The following is a 22,084-nucleotide window of genomic DNA, read 5'->3' on the forward strand; positions in this document are numbered from 1 at the left end:
GTACCGAGTGGACGCAGCGGCTCCGGCAGCAGGGTGTGCTCATCAGCATGGATGGCCGTGGCCGGGCGCTGGACAATGTCTTCGTGGAGCGGCTGTGGCGGACCGTGAAGTACGAGGACATCTACCTGCGGGGCTACGAGACGCCCGCCGAGCTGGAAGCCGGCCTGCACCGCTACTTCCGCTTCTACAACGAGCAGCGGCCGCATAGTGCCCTTGACCGCCGAACCCCGGCCGAGGTCCACTGGACCTCTCAGCCGGACCCATGAACCCGATGGAGAGGCCTCCGGTCTTTACTTCTCAGCGCCCCTCCGTGGTCCAGCGATCGGGGTCCACCCCACACCTACACCTGGATCGTCACTCCCCAGCCGGAGCTGGACGGCCAGCGGCCCATCGATATCATGCTCGACGAGGGAGCCCTGGGCATCCGCCGCGTCCTGGAACACCTCCAATCGGTCACCGAATAGGCGGTCCGGCTCCATGCGTCTCTGGCCCCGCTCCACCGACAAGAAGTCGGCCACACTGGAAGCCATTTTCCTGGCGCCCGAGGCCGGTGCTCCCGTTGTGGCCGTGGCCAAAGCGACAGTCGGAGAGGCCGGTTTGGTGGGCGACCGCTACGCCGCACAGAAAGGGTTCTGGCGCGGGCCGGACGCCTGCCCCATCACCCTCATTCGGGCCGAGGACCTGGACCTTATCCAGCGCCGTCACCATTTGGCCGTCACCGCCGGTGAGCACCGCCGCAACCTGGTCGTCCGCGGCCTGCCGAGCCGCCAGCTGACCGATGGCGTGCTCGTCCTTGGCGATGTCCGCCTCCGGCTCACCGTACCGCGACCGCCTTGTCTCTACCTGGAACGCCTGACCCAGCGCGGCATGGGACGGGCCCTGCGAAAAAGCGGCGGCGTCTGTGCCCGGATCATCCAGCCCGGCTCCCTTCACGCGGGCATGGCTATTCACAAAGAACATACCGAACGGGAATCCCCATGATCGAAACCGCCGGAAGCGAGGTCCAGTTGTCGGGGGTGACGCGCGCCTACCCCGAGGGGGACGGCGTGCGCCGGGTGCTGGATGGGGTGTCGGCGACGCTGGCGCCGGGCTCCATTACCGCGCTGGTGGGGCCCAGCGGCTGCGGGAAGTCGACCCTGCTCAATCTCATCGCCGGCATCGACCCGCCGGATGGCGGCTCCATCTCCATCGGCGGCACCGATCTCACCGGGCTGGACGAGACGGCGCGCACGCGCTTCCGGCGGCGCCACATCGGCCTGGTCTTCCAGTTCTTCAATCTCCTGCCCACGCTCACGGTGGAGGAGAACGTCCTCCTGCCCCAGCAGCTCGACGGCCGCGATGATGCCGGGACCGCCCAGCGGGCCCGGGCGCTGCTGGCGGACCTCGGCCTGGGCGGCCGGGAGGGGGAGTGGCCGGAGCACCTCTCCGGCGGCGAGCAGCAGCGGGTGGCCATTGCCCGGGCGCTGGCGGGGCGGCCGCGGCTGCTCCTGGCCGATGAGCCCACCGGCAATCTCGACGGCGAGACCGCCGAGGCGGTGGCGGACAGCCTGGTGGCCCTGGCCGAGCGCGACGGCGTCACCGTCCTGCTGGTCACCCACAGCGACGAGCTGGCCCGCCGCGCCCACCGCCGGCTGACCCTGCGCGCCGGCGGCCTCACGGAGGCGTGATGCTCGCCCGGCTGGCCGCCCGCCACACCCTCCGCGAACCCCTGCTCACCGGGCTGGCCATCCTGGGCGTCGCCCTGGGCGTGGCGGTGGTGGTGGCCGTGGATCTGGCCGGGGACAGCGCCCGCGCCGCCTTCGATCGCTCCCTGGCCGCGCTCACCGGCCCCGCTACCCATCGCATCGAGGCCGGCCCGCGCGGGCTGGACGAGGAGCGCTGGGTCGCCTTCCAGCGGGAGCAGGGGATCCGAGCGGCGGCGCCGGTGGTCTCCGGCCGCCTGCCCACCGGGGCCGGGCCGGTGCGGATCCGCGGGGTGGACCCCATCGCCGAGCTGGGCCTGGGGCGGCTGCCGCCGGTGACCGGCGCCGGGCAGGGGGACTGGTTCCGGATGCCGCCGGCGGTGATGGCGACCCCCGCCACCGCCGAGGACCTGGGGTTGCGGCGCGGCGAGGAGCTGCGCGTGGAGGGGGCCAACGGCGCGCGTACCGTGCGCCTGGCCGGCCTGCTGGAGCCCGCCGACCCGGCCACCGCTACCGGCCTGCGCGGGATCGTCCTCACCGACATCGCCGTGGCCCAGGACCTGCTGGACCGCCGCGGCCGGCTGGACCGGGTGGAGCTTACACTCACCCGCGAGCGCGCCGAGGCGCTGGCGGGCGCGCTGCCCCCGAGCTGGCGCCTGGAGCCGGCCTCCGCCGAGCGCGAGACCTTCCGCGCCATGACCCGCGCCTTCCAGATCAACCTCCAGGCCTTCTCCCTGCTGGCGCTGGTGGTGGGGCTCTTCCTCATCTTCAACACCCTGCGCCTGGCGGTGATCCGCCGGCGCGGGGAGATCGGCCGGCTGCGGGCGGTGGGCGCCACCCGGGGCCAGATCCTGGCGCTGGTGGCCGGCGAGGCGGCCATCGTCGCCGTCGCCGGCACCGGCCTGGGGCTGGTGGCCGGCTGGTTCCTGGCCCAGGGGCTGGTGGGGCTGGTGGCGCAGACCATCAACGACCTCTACTTCCGCCTGGCGGTGACCGAGGTGACCCCGGCGGCCTGGACCTGGGTGAAGGCCACCCTGCTCGGCCTGGGCGGGACCCTGGCCGCCGCGCTGGCCCCGGCGCTGGAGGCGGTGCGGGTGCCGCCCCGGGCCGCCCTGGCGCGCATGGAGGGGGAGGGCCGCCTCCAGCGCCAGCTCGCCCCGGCGGCCCTGGCCGGGCTCGCCGTCTGGGGGGCGGCCGCCGGTCTGCTGCTGGTCACGCGGGACCTGCTCTCCGGCTACGCCGGCCTCTTCCTCCTCCTCGCCGGCTTCGCCCTGGTCACCCCCTGGCTCATGGCCCGGGCGCTGCCCGCCCTGGGCCGCGGCATGGGCCGGCTCGGCGTGGTGCCGCGCCTGGCAGCCGGCGGCGTGGCCACCAGCCTCACCCGCACCGCACCGGCGGTGGTGGCGCTGGCGGTGGCCGTCTCCGCCACCGTGGGCGTGGGTACCATGGTGGACAGCTTCCGCGGCTCCCTGCAGGCGTGGCTGGGGGAGGCGCTGCAGGCCGACGTCTACGTCACCTCCGCCGCCCGCCGCGCCGACGGCACCGGCGCCGACCTGCCGCCGGCGGCGGTGGCCGCGGTGAGCGATCTCCCCGGGGTGGAACGGGCCACCGTCAGCCGCGCCGCGCGGGTGGAGCTGGGGGATCGCCGGGTGGAACTCTTCGCCGTGGAGGCCGGGGCCACCGGTCTCGCCGGCTTCCCGCTCACCGCCGGTGACCCGGACCGGGTGGAGCCGGCGTGGCGGGCCGGGGAGGGGGTGCTGGTCTCCGAGCCCCTGGCCCGCCGGCAGGGGCTGGCGCCGGGGGATACCCTCGCCGTCCCCACGCCCACCGGCGAGGCGGACTGGACCGTCCTCGGCGTCTTCCGCGACTACGGCTCGGAGCAGGGGATGATCGCCGTCGACCGCGCCCGCTACCGGGAGCGCTTCGACGACCCCGGCGTGGGGGCGGTGGGCCTGCACCTGGCCGAGGGGACCGACTCCGAACCGGTGGTGGAGGCCGCCCGGGCGGCGGTGGCGGAGTGGCCGGCCCTGGAGGTGACCTCCAACCAGGCGGTGCGCGAGGCCTCCCTGGCGGTCTTCGACCGGACCTTCGCCATCACCCACGTGCTGCGGCTGCTGGCGGTGGGGGTCGCCTTCATGGGGATCCTCTCCGCCCTGCTGGCGTGGCAGCTGGAGCGCGGCCGGGAGCTGGGGCTGCTGCGCGCCGTGGGGCTCGACCCCGGCCAGGCGCGGCGGCTGGTGGCCACCGAGACCGGCCTCCTGGGACTGGCCGCCGGCCTGCTGGCCCTGCCCCTGGGCGTGGCCCTGGCGGGGGTGCTGGTCCACGTCATCAATCGCCGCGCCTTCGGCTGGACCATGGAACTTACCATCCCGCCGGGCGTCCTGGCCGAGGGGCTGGTCCTGGCCCTGGTCGCCGCCCTGCTGGCGGGGATCGTCCCGGCCCGGCGGGCGGCGCGGCTGCCCCCGGCGCGACTGGTGCGGGAGGAGTGATGCGGATGCGATTTGGCTGGATAGCGGCCCTGCTCCTGCTGGCCGCCTGTGGCGGGGAGCCGGAGGCGCCCGCGGGCGGCGGGGGCGACGTGGGCGAACTCCTGGGCGGCGGCGAGACCGCCGGCTACGCCCGCGCCACCGGGGAGCGGGCCTTCACCTTCCCTCCCGACCACGGCCCCCATCCCGACTACCGCCAGGAGTGGTGGTACTTCACCGGCAACCTGGAGTCGGAGCAGGGCCGTCGGCTGGGCTACCAGATCACCCTCTTTCGCAACGCCGTGGCGCCGGAGGCGCCGGATCTCGACTCCGCCTGGGCCACCAACCAGGTATGGATGGGCCACCTGGCGGTCACGGATCCCGAGGGCGGGCGCTTCGTCTTCGACGAGCGCTTCGCCCGCGGGGCGCTGGACCAGGCCGGGGCGCGGGCGGCGCCCTTCGCCGCCTGGCTGGGCCCCTGGCGCATCGAGGCGGCCGGCGAGGGCGCCGGGGAGAGCGGACCGCCGCCCTTCCGGATCCGGGCGGCGGGGGAGGACTTCCGGATCGATCTCACCCTGGAGCCGGGGAAGCCGCCGGTCCTCCACGGCGACGGCGGCCTCTCGCAGAAGGGGCCGGAGGCCGGCAACGCCTCCTGGTACTACAGCCTGCCGCGCCTGCCCACCCGGGGCCAGGTGGCGATCCGGGGCGAGCAGTGGTCGGTGACCGGGGCGAGCTGGCTGGACCGGGAGTGGAGCACCAGCGCCCTGGGCGAGGGGCAGACCGGCTGGGACTGGTTTGCCCTCCAGCTCGCCGACGGCCGGGACCTGATGATCTACCAGATCCGCGAGGCCGGCGGGGAATCGGCGCCGCAGAGCTACGCCACCTGGATGGACGCCGAGGGTGAACGCGAGCCGGCGCTGGACTTCACGGCCATCGAGCTGGAGCCGGTGGCGTACTGGCAGAGCCCGGAGACCGGTGCGCGCTACCCGGTGGAATGGCGGCTGGCGCTGCCCGGCGAGAACGAGGCCTGGACGGTGCGCGCGGTGCAGCCCGCCCAGGAGCTACGGACCTTCGTGACCTACTGGGAAGGGGCGGTGGACGTGCGCGCCGCGGGCGAGGCCATCGGCCGCGGCTACCTGGAGATGACCGGCTACGCCGATTCCTCGGCGGACTCCAGCCGCTCCAGCCGGTAGCCGTGCTGGTAGACGGCGGAGAGCCGCCAGCCGTTCTCCGGGATGAGCCCGAGCTTGGTGCGCAGGCGGCTGATGTGGGTGTCCACGGTGCGGGTATTGATGACCGCCGAGTGGCCCCAGACATCGGCCAGGAGCTGGGCGCGGGCCAGGAGCTGGCCCACGTTGGCCAGCAGGTAGGCGGCCAGCTCGTACTCCTTCTGGGTCAGCGACACCGGCTCGCCGTGGCGGCGGATGGTGCGCTCGGCGGTGTCCACGGTGAGGTGGCCCACCGCCTGGTCGGGGCGGGCGCTGGCCGGCTCCGGGCCGCAGCGGCGGCGGTTGAGCGCCTCCAGCCGGGCGATCAGCTCCTCCCGGCGGATGGGCTTGGCCATGTAGTCGTCGGCGCCGGCGCGCAGGGCGGTGACCACGTCGGCCTCGTCATCCCGGGCGGTGACGAAGAGGACCGGCAGCTCCCAGCCGAACTGGTCGCGCAGCCAGGCGAGGACCTCCTCCCCCGAGGTATCGGGGAGCATCCAGTCCAGTACGGCGACGGTGTGTTGGTTCGGATCCAGGGCGGCGCGGAAGGCCTCGCCGGTGGCGAAGGCCTCGCAGCCGTGTCCTGCCTCCTCGATCCAGAGGCAGAGCAGGGCTGCCTGGTCCGGATCATCCTCCAGTAGCGCGATATGCAAGTTATTCTTCTCGGTCTTTCTCGGCCGGGATCAGGCCTTGATTCTAACACTCCCCGTGCGGGCCCGTGCCACCCGGCGCCATGTTGCGCGGGTAGGGGCCGAGCCATCGCGGTCGTTGGCTGAACCCTGGCCACCGCTGTGGGAAAATGGCCCGAAAACCGCGCAGGGAGAGGGGTATGTCGAGTCTGGAGGGGCCGGCGCTGGAAGGGACCACCGGCGTGGCAGAGGGGGCGGGCGCCCGGCGTGATCCGGCGCGCTGGCTCGTGGCAACGCGGCCGCCCTTCCTGCTGGCGGCCCTGCCGCCCGTGGGGATCGGGCTGATGACCGCCGGGGCCGCTGCCCGGCCGCTGGGGGTCCTGCTGACGCTGCTGGGGGCGATCCTCGCCCACGCGGCGGCCAATGTCCTCAACGACTGGGCCGACGCCCGCAGCGGCACCGATGCCGCCAACCGCCATCGCGTGCCTCCCTTCACCGGCGGCGCCGGCCTCATCCAGTCCGGCCGGCTGGGGGAGGGCGCCACCCTGGCCCTGGGGCTGGCGCTGGTGGCCCTGGGACTGGTGGTGGCCACGGTCCTGGCGATGCAGGCCGGCATCGGCCTGATGGCCGTGGTCGCCGCCGGGGCGCTCCTGGGCTGGGGCTATTCGGCGCCGCCGCTGAACCTGGTGGGGCGCGGTCTGGGCGAGGTTACCGTGGCCGTCTGCTTCGGCGGGCTGCTGCCGCTGGGCGTTCACTGGGCGGTGTCCGGGGCACCGGCGTGGGAGCCGCTGGTGGCCGGCCTGCCCTACGGGCTGGTGGCGGCGGCGCTGCTCTACATCAACCAGTTCCCCGACCGGCTCGCGGATGCCCGGGCCGGCAAGCACCACTGGGTGGTCCGGCTGGGCACCCGGCGAGCCCGCCGGGGCTATCCCCTGCTGCTGCTGGCCGCCGCGGCGGCCCTGGTGATCGGCGTTACCCGGGGCGCCATGCCGCCGTCGGCGCTCCTGGCCCTGGTGGGGCTCCTGCCCGGGATCCCCGCCACCCGTCGTCTATGGCGGGACCATCGACGCCCCGCCCGGCTGCGGCCGGCGCTGGCGATGACGGTGGCCCTGGTCCTCGCCTTCGGGGCCCTGCTGGTGGTGGGGCTGGCCCTCTGAGCTAGTCGCGACCCGCCGGGGGATTCTCGCCCCGGCTGATCCGCCGCAGCAGCCGATCCAGGGCGCGGGTGGTGAGCAGCCGCCGGGCGAGCCCCAGGATCCGGGTGGCGTGGGTCACGGCGTAACGCGGGCGGGGGCGGCGGCTCCCCAGGGCGTGGCGCAGGGCCTTCTGCACCGCCTCCGGCCCCCGGGTGAAGGGCGCCTCGCAGCTCCCCTCCAGGCGGGCCTCCACCGCCGCGTAGGTCTTCCGGAAGGGGCTCTTGTCCCGGTCGATGTGGTTGCGGAAGTTGGCCAGGGCATTCTCCCGGAAGCGGCTGCGTACCGGGCCCGGCTCGATGAGGCTGACGTGAATGCCGGTGCCGGCCAGCTCCAGGCGCAGGGTGTCGGCCAGCCCCTCCAGGGCGAACTTGCTGGCGTTGTAGGCGCCGCGGAAGGGCAGGGCTACCAGCCCCAGGACGGAGCTGTCGAAGATGACGCGGCCGTGCCCCTGGGCCCGCATCAGCGGCAGGATCCGGTTGTTGAGCTCCACGGTGCCGAAGAGGTTGGTCTCGAAGCTCGCCCGTAGCCGCTCCCGGGTGAGGTCCTCCACCGACCCCGGCTGGCCGAAGGCGGCGTTGTGGAAGACGGCGTCCAGAGTGCCGCCGGTGGCCTCGGCCACCCGCTCCACGGCGGCGGCGATGCTGGCGGCGTTGTCCAGATCCAGGGGCAGGGCGTCGGGCAGCCCCTCGGCGCGCAGCCGCTCCACGTCCTCGGGGTCGCGGGCGGAGGCGAAGACGCGCCAGCCCTCCGCCGCCAGGGCGTGGGCGCAGTGGTGGCCGATGCCGGAGGAGCAGCCGGTGATGAGGATGGTGCGAGCCATGGACGTTCCCCGGGTGTGATCCGATTCAGGCGAGCAGGACGGCGATGATGCCGGTGATGAAGATCCCGTCGAAGGTGCCGGCCCCGCCGATGGAGGCGACGGGGGAGCCGAGCTTGCGCACATCCTTGATGCGCAGCAGGTCGGCGCCCACCAGAACCCCCAGGGTGCCGCCCACGTAGGCCAGGGCGGGGCTGTGCTCCGGGCTGATGGCGATGGCGGCCAGGGCCGCGGCCAGCGGCGCCACCAGGATGGGCATGCCGATACCGAGCCCGTGGACCGGGCGGCTGGCCACGTAGCTGACGATGGAGACCAGGACGATGGCCAGGACGTAGTCCAGCGCCGCGGCCCCGGCGTGCTGCATGAGGTAGACCGAGAAGGTCAGCGGCAGCAGGCAGCCCCCCAGGTTCACCGCAATGGTGGTGCGGCCGTCGAACTTCTCCGGGTCGTGGCGCAGGAGGCCGCCGAAGGGCGAGGGCGGTGGCTCTGCCGGCTGCTCCGCCCGGATGCGGAAGAGCGGGACATTGATCAGCGACCCCAGCAGGGAGGCGAGGAGCAGGGTCACGCCCCCCTCCGGCGCCAGGCCGAGCTTGTGAAAGGCCAGCTGCAACGCCCCGATCTGGATCAGGGCGAAGAGGAAGGCCAGCCCGAACAGGGCGACGAGGAAGGGGAAACCGGGCACGACGTCAGTCGCTGGTGTTGTAGGTGAAGGAGCGGACCACGCCGTCGCCGTCAAAGCGGATCACCAGGTCCTTCATGTCGCTGGTGCCGAAGGCCGACCACTCGTAGTGGCCGTAGCTCCAGGTGGGGTCGCCGTTCTCGCTCCCGGTGCGCCAGGGCTCACCGAAGCGCTCCCGGACCTCGGCGCGGGTGGTCTCCCCCACCGTCAGCCCCTCGACCTCGTCCGAGGGGAAGGGCTGGCCCACGGTGGCGCAGCCGCCCAGGGCGAGGAGGCCGCCGGCGGCGAGCAGGGTTGGGATTCGGCGCATGGTGAATCTCCTGGGTTGCGGTCCCCTCATGGTAGTAGCGCCGAAGGGGCCGCCGCTAGTTGCCCGCGCTCGCCTGCTCCGCCTCGTCGGCCAGGAAGAGGGCGGGGTCCACCCGGGCGTCATTGAGGCTGACGCTCCAGTGGAGGTGGGCGCCGGTGACGCGGCCGGTCTCGCCCACGGTGCCCAGGCGGTCGCCGGTGGCGACCCGATCCCCGGGCTCCACGGCGATGGAGTCCAGGTGGCAGTAGAGGGTGACCACCCCCTGGCCGTGGTCGACGAAGACGGTGCGGCCGTTGAAGTAGTAGTCCCCGGTCTCGATGACCTCCCCGGCCGCCGGTGCGCTCACCGGGGTGCCGGTGGAGGCGGCGATATCCATGCCGCTGTGGGGCGAGCGGGGCTGGCCGTTGAGGATCCGCTTGAGGCCGAAGGAGCTGCTGCGCGGCCCCGCCACCGGTGGCTGGAAGGTGGGCACCGGGCTGTCTTCGGAGAAGTGGCGATAGGCGCCCTTGATCTCGCGGTGGTCCCGCCGGATCCGCTTGAGCTGCTCGGCGTTGGGATTGACCTGCTCGTCGTCGTCGAAGGTCAGCCGCTGGACCGGGTACTCCTTGTCCGCGACCTCGAAGTCGCGGTCCTCGGCGCCGGCCACGGAGAGCTCGTGGCGGCCCGGCTCGGCCCCCAGCGGGATCCCCACCACCGCCTGCCAGCCGTCGCCGTTGCGGCGGACCCAGACGGGGCGGTCGCGGAAGGTGGCCTCGGGGCGCTGGGCGGCCTCGCCCAGGTCGATGAGGGCGACACCGCCGGGGACCCGGGACTCCTCCACGGCGGCGGCGGGCCCGGCGAACAGGGCGAGGGCGAGGAGGCTACTGGTCAGCTTGGTTATCGGGCGCATTTTCGATCTCGATGACATCCAGTTTCAGGGCATTCCCCGCCCGATCCAGGCGGGCGTGGAGACGGGTTCCCACCGGGGCATCGGCGGGGGAGCGGACCAGGCCGCCATCCTCGCGCTGGAGCAGAGCGAAGCCGCGGTCCAGCGGTCCCAGGGGGCTGGCGGCCTGCAGCCGGCCCATGGTCAGTTGCAGGCGCTGGCGGCGGCGCTCCGTGTCGCGCCCCATGGCCCGCTCCAGGCGCTGGCGCAGTTCCGCCGTTCGCTCGCGCTGGCGCTGGAGTTCCCGCCGCGGGTCGCGCAGCCGCTGGTGGAGGGCGTGGAGACGCCGCCGTCGCTCGGCCAGCTCCCGTTCCATGGACCGGCGCAGGCGGGTATCGAGTTCGTCCAGCCGCTGGCCCAGGTCCTGGAGGCGGCGCCGGGGCTCGCGCAGGCGGCGCTGGAGGGCCGTCAGGCGCTGGCCCTCGGCGGTGAGCCGCCGATGCAGGGCGGCGTTCAGGCGCTGCTCCAGGGTGGCGAGCTGGCGCGCCCAGGCCTCGCCGTCGGGGCTGACCAGCTCCGCCGCCGCCGTGGGCGTGGGGGCGCGGCGGTCGGCCGCCAGGTCGGCGATGGTGACATCGGTCTCGTGGCCCACGGCGGAGACCACTGGCAGCGGGCAGGCGGCTATGGCGCGGGCGACCTCCTCCTCGTTGAAGGGCCAGAGGTCCTCCAGGGAGCCGCCGCCCCGGCCGACGATGAGGACGTCCACCTCCGAGCGCCGGCCGGCGCGCGCCAGGGCGGCGGCGATGGCCGGGGCGGCCTGCTCGCCCTGGACCGGCACGGGGTAGACTACCACCTCGATGGCGGGGAAGCGCCGGGCGAGGACGGTGAGGATGTCGTGCAGCGCGGCGCCGCTGGACGAGGTGATCACCCCCACCCGGCGCGGCAGGCGCGGCAGGGCCTGCTTGCGCGCCTCGGCAAAGAGCCCCTCCGCCTCCAGGCGCTGCTTGAGCGCCTCGAAGGCGCGCTGCAGGGCGCCGGCTCCGGCCTCCTCCATGGAGTGGACATTGAGCTGGAACTGGCCGCGGACCTGGTAGAGGTCCACCGCCGCCCGGACCAGGACCTGCTGACCGTCTGCCGGCTCGAAGGCCATGTGGCGCTGCTTGCCGCGGAACATGGCGCAGTCCACCTGGGCCTGGTCGTCCTTCAGGGTGAAGTAGAGGTGGCCCGAACGCGGTCGGCGGAGGTTGGAGATCTCCCCCTCCACGTGCACACGCGGGAAGGCGCGGGTCAGGACGTCACGGGCCGTTCGGTTGAGTTCCGAGACGGAGATGACGGGGAGTTCGGCGGGGGTCGAATCCATGCCTCGCATGGTAGCAGAACCCGGCGGCTGCGGGTCCTGCCGGGCCGGCCCGGGGATGGGCCGGCCGTGAGCGGGCCTAGTTGATGCCCACCTCTTCCATGTGCGGCTCCGGGCCGGCATCCGCCTGGGCACGGGCCTGCTCCTGGGCCTGCTCACCCTGGAATTCCGCCTCGCGGGCGAGTTCCATGGCCTTGTCGTAGTTGCCGGCCTCCAGCTCCTTGCGGGCCTCCTTGATGAACTTGCCGGTATCCCGCCACTCGAAGCCCATTTCGGCGGCCTCGTCCTTCTCCTCCACGGCGGCGGAGATGGCCTGGCGAACCTCGTCGGCCTCGGCGGTGGTGCCGCCGCCGGAGCTGCAGGCGGCGAGGGTGAGGGCGCTGGCCAGGGTCAGGAAGGTCTTGCGCATGACGGTGTCTCCTCCATCGGGATCTTTTCTCGATTGCGGCGCTCTGGGCGGGGGGAGCGGCGCCACTGTTTGGTCTTGGTTTCTCGGTTACCCCGCGAGCTCGAACCTAACCGTTTACCTGCACGCCGTCAAACTCTATAATAAGCGGCTAATCAACCATTTCCGCATCTCCACCCGGTCGGGACAAGGCCCCTAGCCCATGCGAATCGTTCAGGAAGCCCTCACCTTCGACGACGTTCTCCTGCTGCCGGCGCACTCTGCCGTCACACCCCGGGACGTCGATCTCCGCACCCGACTCAGCCGGGGGATCGAGCTCCACATCCCGCTGGTCTCGGCCGCCATGGACACCGTCACCGAGGCCCGGCTGGCTATCACCCTGGCCCAGGAGGGCGGCATCGGGATCGTCCACAAGAACATGAGCGTCCAGGAGCAGGCCGCCCATGTGCGCAAGGTGAAGAAGTTCGAGAGCGGGGTCATCAAGGAGCCCATCACCGTCCGGCCGGATGCCAGTATCCGCGAGGTGCTGGAGCTGACCCGCCGGCAGAAGATCTCCGGCGTGCCGGTGGTGGACGGCGAGGAGCTGGTGGGCATCGTTACCAGCCGGGATCTGCGCTTCGAGACCCGGGAGAGCGAGCCGGTCTCCTCCATCATGACCCCCAAGGAGCGGCTGGCCACGGTGGGCGAGGACGCCGACCGGGACGAGATCGCGGGGCTGCTCCACGAGCACCGCATCGAGAAGGTGCTGGTGGTCAACGACGACTTCCACCTGCGCGGGCTCATCACGGTCAAGGACATCCAGAAGGCGGAGGACAAGCCCCACGCCAGCAAGGACGACCAGGGCCAGCTGCGTGTGGGCGCGGCGGTGGGCACCGGCGCCGATACCGACGAACGCGTGGAGGCGCTGGCCGCCGCCGGGGTGGACGTGGTGGTGGTGGATACCGCCCACGGCCACTCCCAGGGCGTTATCGACCGGGTGCGCTGGGTGAAGCACCACTTCCCCGACCTGCAGGTCATCGGCGGCAATATCGCCACCGGCGCCGCCGCCCTGGACCTGGTGGAGGCCGGCGCCGACGGCGTGAAGGTCGGCATCGGCCCCGGCTCCATCTGCACCACCCGCATCGTCGCCGGTGTGGGCGTGCCCCAGGTCAGCGCCATCGACAACGTGGCCACCGCCCTGGCGGACACCGACGTCCCGCTCATCGCCGACGGCGGGATCCGCTACTCCGGTGACCTCTCCAAGGCCATGGCCGCCGGGGCGTGGTCGGTGATGGTGGGCTCCATGTTCGCCGGTACCGAAGAGGCGCCGGGCGAGGTGGAGCTCTACCAGGGCCGCAGCTACAAGTCCTACCGCGGCATGGGCTCGCTGGGTGCCATGGGCGGTTCCCAGGGCTCCTCGGACCGCTACTTCCAGGAGGGCCAGGAGGCGGACAAGATGGTGCCCGAGGGCATCGAGGGCCGCGTCCCCTACAAGGGCCCGCTGGAGCCGGTGATCCACCAGCTCATGGGCGGCCTGCGCTCCTCCATGGGCTACACCGGCTGCGCCAATATCGCCGAGATGCGGACCAAGCCGGAATTCGCCCGTGTGACCAACGCCGGCGTCACCGAGAGCCACGTCCACGACGTGACCATCATCAAGGAAGCCCCGAACTACCGCGTCTGAGACACCCCGCTGCCCGCCGGCCTCCCCGGCGGGTAGAATGCGCCCCTTTCCTGGCGGACGAGACCGAGCATGGCCACCGATATCCACGCCGACCGCATCCTGATCCTGGACTTCGGCTCCCAGTACACCCAGCTCATCGCCCGCCGCGTGCGGGAGATCGGCGTCTACTGCGAGATCCTCCCCTGCGACGAGGAGGAGGCGGTGATCCGCGACTTCGGCGCCAGCGGGATCGTCCTCTCCGGCGGCCCCGCCTCGGCTACCGAGGAAGATACCTTCCGCGCCCCGGACGCGGTCTTCGAGGCCGGCGTCCCGGTGCTCGGGATCTGCTACGGCATGCAGGCCATGGCGGCCCAGCTCGGCGGCGGGGTGGAGAGCTCCGACCACCGGGAGTTCGGCTTCGCCCAGGTGCGCGCCCGCGGCCACACCGAGCTGCTGCGCAATATCGAGGACCACGCCAGCCCCGAGGGCTACGGCCTGCTGGACGTCTGGATGAGCCACGGCGACCGGGTCACCGAGCTGCCGCCGGGCTTCAAGGTCATGGCCTCCACCGACAGCGCCCCCATCGCCGGCATGGCGGACGAGGAGCGCCGGCTCTACGGCGTCCAGTTCCACCCGGAGGTGACCCATACCCTCCAGGGCAAGCGGATCCTGGAGCGCTTCGTCACCACCATCTGCGGCTGCGACACCCTGTGGACACCGGGCCACATCATCGACGACCTGGTGGACAAGGTCCGCGAACAGGTCGGGAACGACCACGTCCTCCTGGGCCTCTCCGGCGGCGTCGACTCCTCCGTGGTGGCCGCCTTGCTGCACCGGGCCATCGGCGACCAGCTCACCTGCGTCTTCGTGGACAACGGCCTGCTGCGCGAGGGCGAGGCCGAGCAGGTCCGCGCCACCTTCGCCGAGCATCTGGGCGTGCGGGTGGTCTACGTGGATGCCGAGGGCCGCTTCATGGACGTGCTGGCCGGGGTCGAGGACCCGGAGGCCAAGCGCAAGGCCATCGGCAACACCTTCATCGAGGTCTTCGACGAGGAGGCCGGCAAGATCCAGGGCGTGCAGTGGCTGGCGCAGGGCACCATCTATCCCGACGTCATCGAGTCCGCCGGGGCGCGCACCGGCAAGGCCCAGGTCATCAAGTCCCACCACAACGTGGGTGGCCTGCCGGAGCGCATGAATCTCAAGCTCCTGGAGCCCCTGCGGGAGCTCTTCAAGGACGAGGTGCGGCGCATCGGCGTGGAGCTGGGGCTGCCGGCGGACATGGTCTACCGCCACCCCTTCCCCGGGCCGGGGCTGGGGGTGCGGATCCTCGGCGAGGTGAAGAAGGAGTACGCCGACCTGCTGCGCCGCGCCGACGCCATCTTCATCGAGGAGCTGCGCGCCGCCGGCCTCTACGAGAAGACCGCCCAGGCCTTCGCCGTCTTCCTGCCGGTGCGCTCGGTGGGCGTGGTCGGCGACGCCCGCCAGTACGAGTGGGTCATCGCCCTGCGCGCCGTGGAGACGGTGGACTACATGACCGCCCGCTGGGCCCATCTGCCCTACGAGTTCCTGGAACACGTCTCCGGCCGGATCATCAACGAGGTCGCCGGGATCAGCCGGGTGACCTACGACATCTCCAGCAAGCCGCCGGCCACCATCGAGTGGGAGTAGGCCGGTGACCGGGCCGGTCGCCGATCACGAGCGGTGGATGGAGCGCGCCCTGGCCCTGGCCGACGCCGCCGAGGCGGCGGGGGAGGTTCCGGTGGGGGCGCTGGTGGTCCGCGATGGCGAGGTGCTGGGGGAGGGGACCAACGCCCCGGTGGGCAGCTCCGACCCCACCGCCCACGCCGAGATCAACGCCCTGCGCGCGGCGGCCGCCGCCGTGGGTAACTACCGCCTGCCCGGTGCCACCCTCTACGTCACCCTGGAGCCCTGCCTCATGTGTGCGGGCGCCCTGGTCCATGCCCGGATCGCCGAGCTGGTCTACGCCGCGACGGATCCGCGGGCCGGGGCGACCGGTTCCATGGTGGACGCCTTCGAGCTGCCCGGCCTGAACCACCGCGTGGCGGTGACCGGCGGGGTTCTAGGAGAGGAGGCGGGGGAGCGGCTGCGCGCCTTCTTCCGGGCGCGGCGCTAGGCGACGTCCTTCAGCTGGCCCGGGCGAGGGTGGTGGCGTCGCCCTCCGGCCCGCGCAGGCGACGAAGGATGTCGTAGTAGGTGCGGATGTTCTCGACGTAGGTGACCGCCTCGTCGCCCCGCGCATAGCCGTATTCGGTCTCGGTGTACCACGCCTTCTGACGCAGCAGCGGCAGCCGCTTCTTCACCTCCACCCAGGCATCGGGGTCGCCGCCCTGGCGTTCGGTGATCCGGCGGGCATCCTGCAGATGGCCGTGGCCCACGTTGTAGGCCGCCAGGGCCAGCCAGGTCCGGTCCGGCTCGGGGACATCGGCCAGCCGGTCCTTGAGCACGCGCAGATAGCGGGCGCCGCCGTGGATGCTCTGGGCGGGGTCGGTCCGCCGGCTGACCCCGACATACTTCGCCGTGGGCTGGGTGAGCATCATGACCCCGCGAACTCCGGTGGGGGAGATGGCGCCGGCCCGCCAGTGCGACTCCTGGTAGCCCGTGGCGGCGAGCAGGCGCCAGTCGAGATCGGTGTGCGAGGCGGCATCCTCGAACAGGGACTGGAAGCGCGGCAGTCGCTGCTCCACCTGGCGCATGAAGGAGCGCACGTTGACGTAGTCGAACTCCTGGATGTGCGCGTAGTGGTGGTCGAGGATGCGTGCCAGGGAGCCGTCGGTCTTGATGGTGTCGAAGAAATCCTCCACCCGCTGTTCCAGGGAGCCGTCCGCCCCCTTGGACAGGGCCCAGGCGAGCGGCTGTGGGCCCGAGAGGTCCAGCGCGGCGCGCAGCTCCGGGAAGTAGCGCCGTGCCGCCTGGAACTCGTGGGAGTCCATGATGGTGTAATCGAACTCGCCGCTGTGGACCTTCCGGAGCAGCCCCTCGGTGGTGGCCTCTTCCACCTCGACCCAGGCCAGGCCCGGGTGATTGGTGCGCGCCTCCTCCAGGAAGTCGACATGGCTGCTGCCGGGTACGACCCCGATCCGCCGGCCCACCAGGTCACCGACATCCTCGGGGCGCATATCAACACCGCCGCGGTGGACCACCAGGGCGGAGACGTACTGGTAGGCGGGGCCGAAGGGTCGGGAGAGGGCGCGCTCCTCGGTCCGAGTGAGCGCCGCCGCCGCCAGGTCGGCCTCGCGGCGGTCCAGCGCCGCAAAGAGGGCCTCCGGCCCCGGGAAGACCTCCATCCGCAGCTGCACCCCCAGTTGATCGGCGAACCGCCGGGCCATGGCATACTCGGGCCCCGTGGGGCCGAGCGAGCCGCGCTGATAGCTGGTGGGGGCCTCGCGGGTCGCGACCACCAGCTCGCCCTCGGCCTGGATCCGCTCCAGATGGGAGCGCGGCTCTTCCCCGCACCCGCCAAGGACTGGCAGAGTGGCAAGGGTGAGCAGTGGCAGTGTGCGAAGCATACGAAGCATGAGGTCTTACTCGACCAGGGCTTAACCGATCAGTGTAACGCACTCACCTGGACTCACACAGTGGCGGCGTCGGCTTTTGACAAAGCTGTGACGGAGCGGCGACCCGACGCCTTGCCAGCAATGCGGCCAATGGCCTATGCTGGCGGACTTCTGGAGAGGTACCGAAGCGGTCATACCGGCACCGACTCGAAATCGGTTGGGGGCCCTGCCCCACGTGGGTTCGAATCCCACCCTCTCCGCCACTTTCCCTTTACAATCAATGACTTACGAGTGACGCAGAGCGTTCCCCACGCTATGCCCCACATTTTTTGGCGTTACTAGCCATTTCGTAAGTTGCTGATTTTTCGTAGTGCCCCATTCTTCCCCGTCTAGTGCCCCTCCATATTAAAGAGGAGCGCCTTCGCCTTAAGAACGATCTATCGGGAGCTAGAGGGTAGCTCTCCGTTAACGGCGACTGTCGAGGAGTTGCGGGCCCTTCAACGAGCCGACACCGTGGTCTTACTGAATCCCGTGCCTTTGGTGCGGGTGTGAGCTACGGATGGACGCTGTCATGGAACCAGCTAGCAACCCCGGGATCGGAAGACAAACCCGGCCATTAGCGGATTCCCTCTCGCTCCCCCGCATGCAGCCGCTCCGCAACATGGAGTGTGTGCGCCCTTGAGAAGACAACTTATCGCGAAACCGTAGGCATCCGGGTGGTCGAGCCCATAAGCTTACTGACGGTCGGTTGCAGCTCCTGAGACGAGCCGATACCGTGACCTTAATGAACCCTATGCGTTAGGGCGCTTTAGGGCGCGGCTATGGATGGAAGCTCTAATGGAGCCAGTCTATAACCTCACTACTGGAAAAGAGAAAGGGCCCACAGCAGTTTCATACACCTCCACTGCCTCCATGAGCCTCCGGGATGAGACAATCAGTTGGTTCCGATCCCTTGGCCCACCGCTACGCGACTCGCCAACCCTCCTTACTGGCCATTCAAAAAATACGCTGGCTCTGTCATAAATAAAATATCCGAACATACCGTTGCCGAGGCCGAGCTTAAACTCAATTTACAAGCGCAAACCGACCCCGCCCAGCGGGTAGGATTTTGCGATGAAACGAACTTACCAGCACCTCAGTGATCAGGAACGCGCCGCTATTATGAACCAGGCCGGTGAAGGCAACAGCGCCCGCTCCATTGCGCAAAAAGCTTTGGCCGCCATGTTTCAACGGCGAGCCGTGAAGCTCAGGCTCGAGTTGAGGGTGGCTTCTAAGCCGTACCGGGCGGAGAATCATCAGGGACGCGGCACTAGCTGTCAATCAACCAAAGGTAAAGATAGATGACGCGGAGAACGCCGGAGCATGTCACAGACACTCTAGCAATAAGAGAAGTGCTTTATAGTATACCTGAAAACTGGTTGGTGCGTGGACTAGAAGAAAGAGATTACGGGATAGATTTAAGTATTGAAAAGTATGATGGAGAAAAACCTACCGGGAGCTTTTCGTTAATACAAGTAAAAGGCACAAAGAACCAGTTCCCGGGAAGAGTTGTCCTAAATAATTTCCCAACAAAAACGTTAGAGTATGCCGAGCTTTTCCCCGAGGCTTTCTTTATTTTTTATGTTTCTATAGAAGATAAGAAAACATATTTTGTTTGGGTTCAGAAGTACATCGAAGCGAAGCTTTCATCTGATAACCCGGAATGGAGAGAGCAAGGTAGCAACACGATTTACTTTCCGCCTGAAAATGTTCTCGGCACTGAAGAAGGGAATTCCAAAATTGGAAGGGCAATCGACTTTCTGTCGGCCCAAAGGAGTGGCTTAAGTTATCTTTCCGACTTGGAAACATTAAAGCTTCATTGGGAAGGGTATAAGTGTGGAAATCATGAGGTTGTGGAAACCTGTCTTGAATCGGCGAAAAGATTAAATGCGCATCAAGTTTTTTATGATGTTTACGGAGATTTGTTTTTTGGGGAAGGTAGAGCTGAGATAGTAAGACTCCTCGAGGATTTATCATTAAACCCTATAAATGACCTTGATAGACTTACAGAGGATGATTGCCGGCGCTTGTGTTCAGTGGATGCGCAACTAGGAAAATTTGAGGCTGTTAAGCTTTCATTTTTAAATCAAAGGGAAATTGATTGTCTTCAAGCCGAGATTACGGATGATGCCCCATTTTAGTAAGCGTTAGTTACGCGGTCATGGGCCGCTGTTCCGGGTTTGGGGTAGTGGGTTTTTGCTAATTCTTTTAATGCGTCTATGGGTTGAGGTAGCTGATGAGTGAATGGTTCCCGGCACTGACAACAACTTCATTGTTTGGCCTTTTTGTGTGGCTTTCTAGAAACCTCATTGCTACGAGGTTAACGAATGCTGTGAGGCATGAATATGACGTCAAGATAGAGAGGGTTAAGGACGAACTGGATCAAAAACAAAAGCAAATCGAAGCGTTGCGTAGTGGGGCGCTATCAAGTGTTGTGAACCGGCAATCAATTCTTTATCAGCGCCAAATTGCGGCCATCGATCAAATTTGGGGCGGCGTGGTAAAAATGGCTCCCGCGAAAAGTATTGCAACACAAATTGCGGTGTTTAGGTTTGAAAATGCTTCTGAAATAGCGACTACAAGCGAAGAATTGCGCCAAGTATTTGAAACTATGGGGGCTAACTTTGACGACAGCTGCCTTTCGACGCCGGAGGCCAGTCAAGCAAGGCCGTTTGTGACGCAAATGGCATGGGCGTATTTTTCAGCATATCAAGGCATATTAGGGCACTATGTTGTGAAGATGAAGGTGCTGCAAAATGGTTTTCAGGATGCTTCTAAGCTTATTGAAAACGAAAAGATGGCATCGCTCATAAAGTTGGCGCTGCCGCATCAGTCGGAGAACATTGATAGGTTCGGCCATCAGATGTTTCACCTTTTTATCGATGAGCTTGAGAATTCTTTGATTGTTGAGCTTCAGAGCTTTATGGAGGGGGCAAGAGCTAATGAGCAGAATGTTCAACAGGCAAAAGAAATTCTTGAGGCAGTTGAGAGACTTCAAGCTTAAGAAATGAGAAACGACAGGGTTTTTGGTGGTTATATGATTGCTTTTCCCGGTTCTGCTTAAAAAAGGTCTAGAAAAAATTGCAAAAATAATTAGGGCGCCGGCTAAGTATGTGTCGAGACCTGACTGATCGTAGACCTTCTTCCGGAACAGCTCCGGGTGCTCGGCCTGCCAGTCCTTGAGCTTCCGAACCGGCGTCCGATGGCCGAGGGCCCGCTGCGGGATGTGGTGATTGTAGAGCCGGTTGTAGTGCCAGAGCATCGAGTCCAGGTCGGCGCCGGAGTCGAAGTGTGTCGTCCGCAGGATTTCGGCGATCCGGCCGTTGAAGCGCTCCACCAGCCCGTTGGTCTGGGGATGGCGCGGCGGCGTCAGCCGATGGTCGATACCGAAGTCGGCGCAGAGCTGGTCGAAGACGTGGCTCCCCGAGGGCTGCCGGTCCTTCTGGGTGAACCGGTCCGTGAAGGCCTGGTCGTTGTCCGTGAGCAGGATGCGCAGATGAAACGGGGCCTTCTCCTGCAGGTTCTTCAAAAAACGCGTGGCGGCCTTCTGGGACTTCTCCCGGTGGCGCTCCAGGTAGACCCAGCGGCTGGCGCGGTCGATGGCGACGAACAGATAAGTCCGGCTGTCCTCGTCGGCCATCGCCGGCAGGTACTTGATGTCCACGTGGACGTAGCCGGGCTGGTAGTCCTTGAAGGTCTTCGGCTTCGCCTCGCCCTCGGGCTGCGGGATCAGGTCCCGGCGGTCCGAGACACCGTGGCGCACCAGCAGCCGTTGCAGCGTGGAGCGATTCAGGTCCGGCTGGATGAATTCCCGGATCACCACCAGCAGATCATCGGTGGATGTCGAGACCTGACTGATCGTGGACCTGCTTCCGGAACAACTCCGGGTGCTCGATAGGTCCGGCTGTCCTCGTCGGCCACCCCGCCGGCTACCGCCTTTGACGATACTGCGTCGCAGGCCTATGCTCTGGCATAGGCCAAGGCTGAGGTGATGGACATGGAAGAGCAGCGGACTGTCCGAATCTTTCGGAATGGCCGTAATCAGGCCATTCGGATCCCCCGGGGGTTCGAGCTGGACAGCGATGAAGCCGTCCTCCGGCGCGAGGGAGACCACCTGGTCCTGGAGCCTGTCCGGCGGAAGGGGCTCCTCGCGGTCCTGGATGGACTGGAGGATCTCGACGAATCCTTCCCCGACATGGATGCCGAGCTACCCCCCAACGATCCGGTCGAACTCTGAGGATGGAGCCGACGTACCTACTGGACACCAACGTCGTCTCGGCGCTCATTACCCGGCCTCACGGCGACGAGGCCGACCGGGTGCGGGCTGCCGGTGAGGAGGCGGTCTGTACCAGCCTCGTCGTGGCCGGGGAATTGCGCTATGGCGCCGCCAGGAAGGGGTCGGCCCGGCTGACCAGACAGATGGTGGCCGTCCTGGGCGCCCTGGAAGTCCTGCCGCTGGACAGCCCCGTGGAGGCCGAATACGCCGCCATACGGTGTGAGGTGGAGCGGGCCGGTACGCCCATCGGTCCGAACGATCTCTGGATCGCGGCCCATGCCCGTGCCCGGGAGCTGGTTGTAGTGACGGCCAACAAGCGGGAATTCGACCGGGTTTCCGGGCTTGCCGTGGAAGACTGGTCGAGTCCTTCGTGAATGTTTCGACCTGAGTGATCCGGGCGTGTCCCCACACTTCCCGGCGTCGCCAGCCCTTTCTCAAGGCACTGAATTCCCCCTGATGCCCCCAGCGGTGTGTGGATCCACCGTGGTCCGTGTCCTGGCCGCTCTCCAGGACCTGGCTTACCGGTCTCTGCGCTACTACGGTGTTTGCAGCAATTGCGGCCGCACAGCGCCCTTACCAACTGTGGACCCAACCGTGGACCTGGAGGGCGACCCATGAACAACGCCGCGCATGCCGAGCACACGCCGTCTGAAGTGGACCCCGATTTTCGGACCAGGTGAGAAGTAAAGATTGGCAGGCTATCCTCGGCTCAAGCAGAGGAGCCTTCCCATGTCCCGAGGACGAGGCAAACGACTCAGTGCCGACCTCAAGGCCCGCGTGGCCCTGGAGGCCGCCAAGGGCCACAAGACGGCCAGCGAGATCGCCCAGGAGTACCAGGTTCACCCGACCCAGATCAGCCAGTGGAAGCGGCAGTTGCTCGACGGCCTGCCGGACCTGTTCGAGGCCGGGCAGAGCCGCAAGGAGCCGACCACCGAGGAGGTGACGGCACCGCTGTATGAGGAGATCGGCCGGCTCAAGATGGAGCTGGACTTCGTCCA

At 68.4% G+C, this 22,084-nt stretch carries 23 protein-coding genes, 1 tRNA gene and 1 pseudogene; 16 read left to right on the plus strand and 9 right to left on the minus strand.

Translation table 11 applies throughout. The annotated features are described in order from the left end of the window. From BM272_RS13055 to BM272_RS13080, 6 genes are all read left to right on the plus strand, one after another. The coding region (locus BM272_RS13055) for an integrase core domain-containing protein (protein ID WP_143613299.1) at window positions 1–266 on the plus strand (266 nt) is incomplete at its 5' end. Window positions 267–350: 84 nt separating this feature from the next. Next, window positions 351–464, plus strand: coding sequence for an antitoxin Xre/MbcA/ParS toxin-binding domain-containing protein (locus BM272_RS14290; protein WP_093429259.1), 114 nt, complete (start codon window positions 351–353; stop codon window positions 462–464). A 13-nt stretch (window positions 465–477) separates the two neighbouring features. After that, a complete protein-coding gene (locus BM272_RS13065; RefSeq protein WP_143613301.1) occupies window positions 478–981 on the plus strand; it encodes an MOSC domain-containing protein in 504 nt (167 codons plus the stop codon). After that, entirely contained in the window at window positions 978–1,667 is a 690-nt protein-coding gene (locus BM272_RS13070) for an ABC transporter ATP-binding protein (protein ID WP_093429242.1), read from the plus strand. Before BM272_RS13065 ends, BM272_RS13070 begins: the two co-directional genes overlap by 4 nt. Then, a complete protein-coding gene (locus BM272_RS13075) occupies window positions 1,667–4,171 on the plus strand; it encodes an ABC transporter permease (protein ID WP_093429243.1) in 2,505 nt (834 codons plus the stop codon). The genes BM272_RS13070 and BM272_RS13075 overlap by 1 nt, the downstream gene beginning before the upstream one ends. Further along, on the plus strand, window positions 4,171–5,340 hold the full coding sequence (locus tag BM272_RS13080; RefSeq protein WP_093429244.1) for a lipocalin-like domain-containing protein: 1,170 nt from the start codon (window positions 4,171–4,173) through the stop codon (window positions 5,338–5,340). The genes BM272_RS13075 and BM272_RS13080 overlap by 1 nt, the downstream gene beginning before the upstream one ends. Here the strand turns inward: BM272_RS13080 and BM272_RS13085 are convergent. Further along, a complete protein-coding gene (locus BM272_RS13085; RefSeq protein WP_093429245.1) occupies window positions 5,298–6,008 on the minus strand; it encodes a response regulator transcription factor in 711 nt (236 codons plus the stop codon). The genes BM272_RS13080 and BM272_RS13085 overlap by 43 nt on opposite strands. Window positions 6,009–6,184: 176 nt before the next feature. On the opposite strand from BM272_RS13085, the gene BM272_RS13090 reads away from it, so the two are divergent. Further along, window positions 6,185–7,141: a prenyltransferase gene (locus BM272_RS13090; protein ID WP_159433096.1), complete on the plus strand. Its 957-nt coding sequence runs from the start codon at window positions 6,185–6,187 to the stop codon at window positions 7,139–7,141. Window position 7,142: 1 nt separating this feature from the next. Here BM272_RS13090 and BM272_RS13095 read toward each other — a convergent pair whose 3' ends face one another. The 6 genes from BM272_RS13095 to BM272_RS13120 form a co-directional block, all read right to left on the minus strand. Further along, window positions 7,143–8,000 carry an SDR family NAD(P)-dependent oxidoreductase gene (locus BM272_RS13095; RefSeq protein WP_093429247.1) on the minus strand — a complete coding sequence of 286 codons (858 nt, stop codon included), beginning with the start codon at window positions 7,998–8,000 and terminating at the stop codon, window positions 7,143–7,145. 25 nt (window positions 8,001–8,025) lie between these two features. Then, complete coding sequence (locus BM272_RS13100) at window positions 8,026–8,679, minus strand: DUF1614 domain-containing protein (protein WP_093429248.1); 654 nt, start codon at window positions 8,677–8,679, stop codon at window positions 8,026–8,028. Between the two features lie 4 nt (window positions 8,680–8,683). Beyond that, window positions 8,684–8,986 (minus strand): outer membrane protein assembly factor BamE domain-containing protein, encoded by a 303-nt coding sequence (gene bamE, locus BM272_RS13105; RefSeq protein WP_093429249.1) that lies wholly within the window; start codon window positions 8,984–8,986, stop codon window positions 8,684–8,686. 55 nt (window positions 8,987–9,041) lie between these two features. Continuing rightward, the gene (locus tag BM272_RS13110) at window positions 9,042–9,875 is read right to left on the minus strand and encodes a peptidoglycan DD-metalloendopeptidase family protein (protein ID WP_093429250.1); all 834 of its coding nucleotides are present in this window, start codon (window positions 9,873–9,875) and stop codon (window positions 9,042–9,044) included. Then, the gene (gene xseA / locus BM272_RS13115) at window positions 9,847–11,211 is read right to left on the minus strand and encodes an exodeoxyribonuclease VII large subunit (protein WP_093429251.1); all 1,365 of its coding nucleotides are present in this window, start codon (window positions 11,209–11,211) and stop codon (window positions 9,847–9,849) included. Before xseA ends, BM272_RS13110 begins: the two co-directional genes overlap by 29 nt. Window positions 11,212–11,287: 76 nt before the next feature. Continuing rightward, window positions 11,288–11,617 (minus strand): SoxAX-binding protein, encoded by a 330-nt coding sequence (locus BM272_RS13120; protein ID WP_093429252.1) that lies wholly within the window; start codon window positions 11,615–11,617, stop codon window positions 11,288–11,290. Between the two features lie 199 nt (window positions 11,618–11,816). Between BM272_RS13120 and guaB the strand changes: the two genes are divergently transcribed. The 3 genes from guaB to tadA all read left to right on the plus strand — a co-directional run bounded on the left by guaB (window position 11,817) and on the right by tadA (window position 15,390). Then, window positions 11,817–13,277 carry an IMP dehydrogenase gene (guaB, locus tag BM272_RS13125; protein ID WP_093429253.1) on the plus strand — a complete coding sequence of 487 codons (1,461 nt, stop codon included), beginning with the start codon at window positions 11,817–11,819 and terminating at the stop codon, window positions 13,275–13,277. Between the two features lie 69 nt (window positions 13,278–13,346). Beyond that, window positions 13,347–14,924, plus strand: a complete 1,578-nt coding sequence (gene guaA, locus BM272_RS13130) for a glutamine-hydrolyzing GMP synthase (protein ID WP_093429254.1) — start codon at window positions 13,347–13,349, stop codon at window positions 14,922–14,924. Between the two features lie 37 nt (window positions 14,925–14,961). Beyond that, complete coding sequence (tadA, locus tag BM272_RS13135; RefSeq protein ID WP_093429260.1) at window positions 14,962–15,390, plus strand: tRNA adenosine(34) deaminase TadA; 429 nt, start codon at window positions 14,962–14,964, stop codon at window positions 15,388–15,390. 10 nt (window positions 15,391–15,400) lie between these two features. On the opposite strand, the gene mltF is transcribed toward tadA, so the two are convergent. Then, on the minus strand, window positions 15,401–16,792 hold the full coding sequence (gene mltF / locus BM272_RS13140; protein WP_093429255.1) for a membrane-bound lytic murein transglycosylase MltF: 1,392 nt from the start codon (window positions 16,790–16,792) through the stop codon (window positions 15,401–15,403). A gap of 152 nt (window positions 16,793–16,944) precedes the next feature. Between mltF and BM272_RS13145 the strand changes: the two genes are divergently transcribed. The 3 genes from BM272_RS13145 to BM272_RS13150 all read left to right on the plus strand — a co-directional run bounded on the left by BM272_RS13145 (window position 16,945) and on the right by BM272_RS13150 (window position 18,951). Continuing rightward, window positions 16,945–17,034, plus strand: a tRNA-Ser gene (locus BM272_RS13145). 850 nt (window positions 17,035–17,884) lie between these two features. After that, complete coding sequence (locus BM272_RS13665) at window positions 17,885–18,115, plus strand: hypothetical protein (RefSeq protein ID WP_143613303.1); 231 nt, start codon at window positions 17,885–17,887, stop codon at window positions 18,113–18,115. Beyond that, window positions 18,112–18,951 carry a DUF4365 domain-containing protein gene (locus BM272_RS13150; protein ID WP_093429256.1) on the plus strand — a complete coding sequence of 280 codons (840 nt, stop codon included), beginning with the start codon at window positions 18,112–18,114 and terminating at the stop codon, window positions 18,949–18,951. Before BM272_RS13665 ends, BM272_RS13150 begins: the two co-directional genes overlap by 4 nt. A gap of 974 nt (window positions 18,952–19,925) precedes the next feature. On the opposite strand, the pseudogene BM272_RS14125 reads toward BM272_RS13150, so the two are convergent. Then, window positions 19,926–20,651 (minus strand): annotated as a pseudogene (locus tag BM272_RS14125) (DDE-type integrase/transposase/recombinase); the annotation flags it as partial. A 156-nt stretch (window positions 20,652–20,807) separates the two neighbouring features. Between BM272_RS14125 and BM272_RS13160 the strand changes: the two are divergent. From BM272_RS13160 to BM272_RS13170, 3 genes are all read left to right on the plus strand, one after another. Further along, window positions 20,808–21,047 carry an antitoxin gene (locus BM272_RS13160; RefSeq protein ID WP_093429261.1) on the plus strand — a complete coding sequence of 80 codons (240 nt, stop codon included), beginning with the start codon at window positions 20,808–20,810 and terminating at the stop codon, window positions 21,045–21,047. A 2-nt stretch (window positions 21,048–21,049) separates the two neighbouring features. Next, window positions 21,050–21,460, plus strand: a complete 411-nt coding sequence (locus BM272_RS13165; RefSeq protein WP_093429258.1) for a type II toxin-antitoxin system VapC family toxin — start codon at window positions 21,050–21,052, stop codon at window positions 21,458–21,460. A 355-nt stretch (window positions 21,461–21,815) separates the two neighbouring features. After that, on the plus strand, window positions 21,816–22,084 hold a 269-nt coding region (locus tag BM272_RS13170), incomplete at its 3' end, for a helix-turn-helix domain-containing protein (protein WP_143613306.1).

Origin of the sequence: Thiohalospira halophila DSM 15071, assembly GCF_900112605.1 — a bacterium.
GTDB lineage: Bacteria > Pseudomonadota > Gammaproteobacteria > Thiohalospirales > Thiohalospiraceae > Thiohalospira > Thiohalospira halophila.

Coding starts and splice junctions, on each gene's coding strand:
- BM272_RS13075 (WP_093429243.1), top strand. CDS start 1,667: ATGCTCGCCCGGCTGGCCGCCCGCCACACCCTCCGCGAACCCCTGCTC.
- mltF (WP_093429255.1), bottom strand. CDS start 16,792: ATGCTTCGTATGCTTCGCACACTGCCACTGCTCACCCTTGCCACTCTG.
- BM272_RS13070 (WP_093429242.1), top strand. CDS start 978: ATGATCGAAACCGCCGGAAGCGAGGTCCAGTTGTCGGGGGTGACGCGC.
- BM272_RS13665 (WP_143613303.1), top strand. CDS start 17,885: ATGAAACGAACTTACCAGCACCTCAGTGATCAGGAACGCGCCGCTATT.
- BM272_RS13150 (WP_093429256.1), top strand. CDS start 18,112: ATGACGCGGAGAACGCCGGAGCATGTCACAGACACTCTAGCAATAAGA.
- guaA (WP_093429254.1), top strand. CDS start 13,347: ATGGCCACCGATATCCACGCCGACCGCATCCTGATCCTGGACTTCGGC.
- bamE (WP_093429249.1), bottom strand. CDS start 8,986: ATGCGCCGAATCCCAACCCTGCTCGCCGCCGGCGGCCTCCTCGCCCTG.
- BM272_RS13080 (WP_093429244.1), top strand. CDS start 4,171: ATGCGGATGCGATTTGGCTGGATAGCGGCCCTGCTCCTGCTGGCCGCC.
- BM272_RS13165 (WP_093429258.1), top strand. CDS start 21,050: ATGGAGCCGACGTACCTACTGGACACCAACGTCGTCTCGGCGCTCATT.
- BM272_RS13120 (WP_093429252.1), bottom strand. CDS start 11,617: ATGCGCAAGACCTTCCTGACCCTGGCCAGCGCCCTCACCCTCGCCGCC.
- BM272_RS13095 (WP_093429247.1), bottom strand. CDS start 8,000: ATGGCTCGCACCATCCTCATCACCGGCTGCTCCTCCGGCATCGGCCAC.
- BM272_RS13065 (WP_143613301.1), top strand. CDS start 478: ATGCGTCTCTGGCCCCGCTCCACCGACAAGAAGTCGGCCACACTGGAA.
- BM272_RS13160 (WP_093429261.1), top strand. CDS start 20,808: ATGGAAGAGCAGCGGACTGTCCGAATCTTTCGGAATGGCCGTAATCAG.
- BM272_RS13110 (WP_093429250.1), bottom strand. CDS start 9,875: ATGCGCCCGATAACCAAGCTGACCAGTAGCCTCCTCGCCCTCGCCCTG.
- tadA (WP_093429260.1), top strand. CDS start 14,962: ATGGAGCGCGCCCTGGCCCTGGCCGACGCCGCCGAGGCGGCGGGGGAG.
- xseA (WP_093429251.1), bottom strand. CDS start 11,211: ATGGATTCGACCCCCGCCGAACTCCCCGTCATCTCCGTCTCGGAACTC.
- guaB (WP_093429253.1), top strand. CDS start 11,817: ATGCGAATCGTTCAGGAAGCCCTCACCTTCGACGACGTTCTCCTGCTG.
- BM272_RS13090 (WP_159433096.1), top strand. CDS start 6,185: ATGTCGAGTCTGGAGGGGCCGGCGCTGGAAGGGACCACCGGCGTGGCA.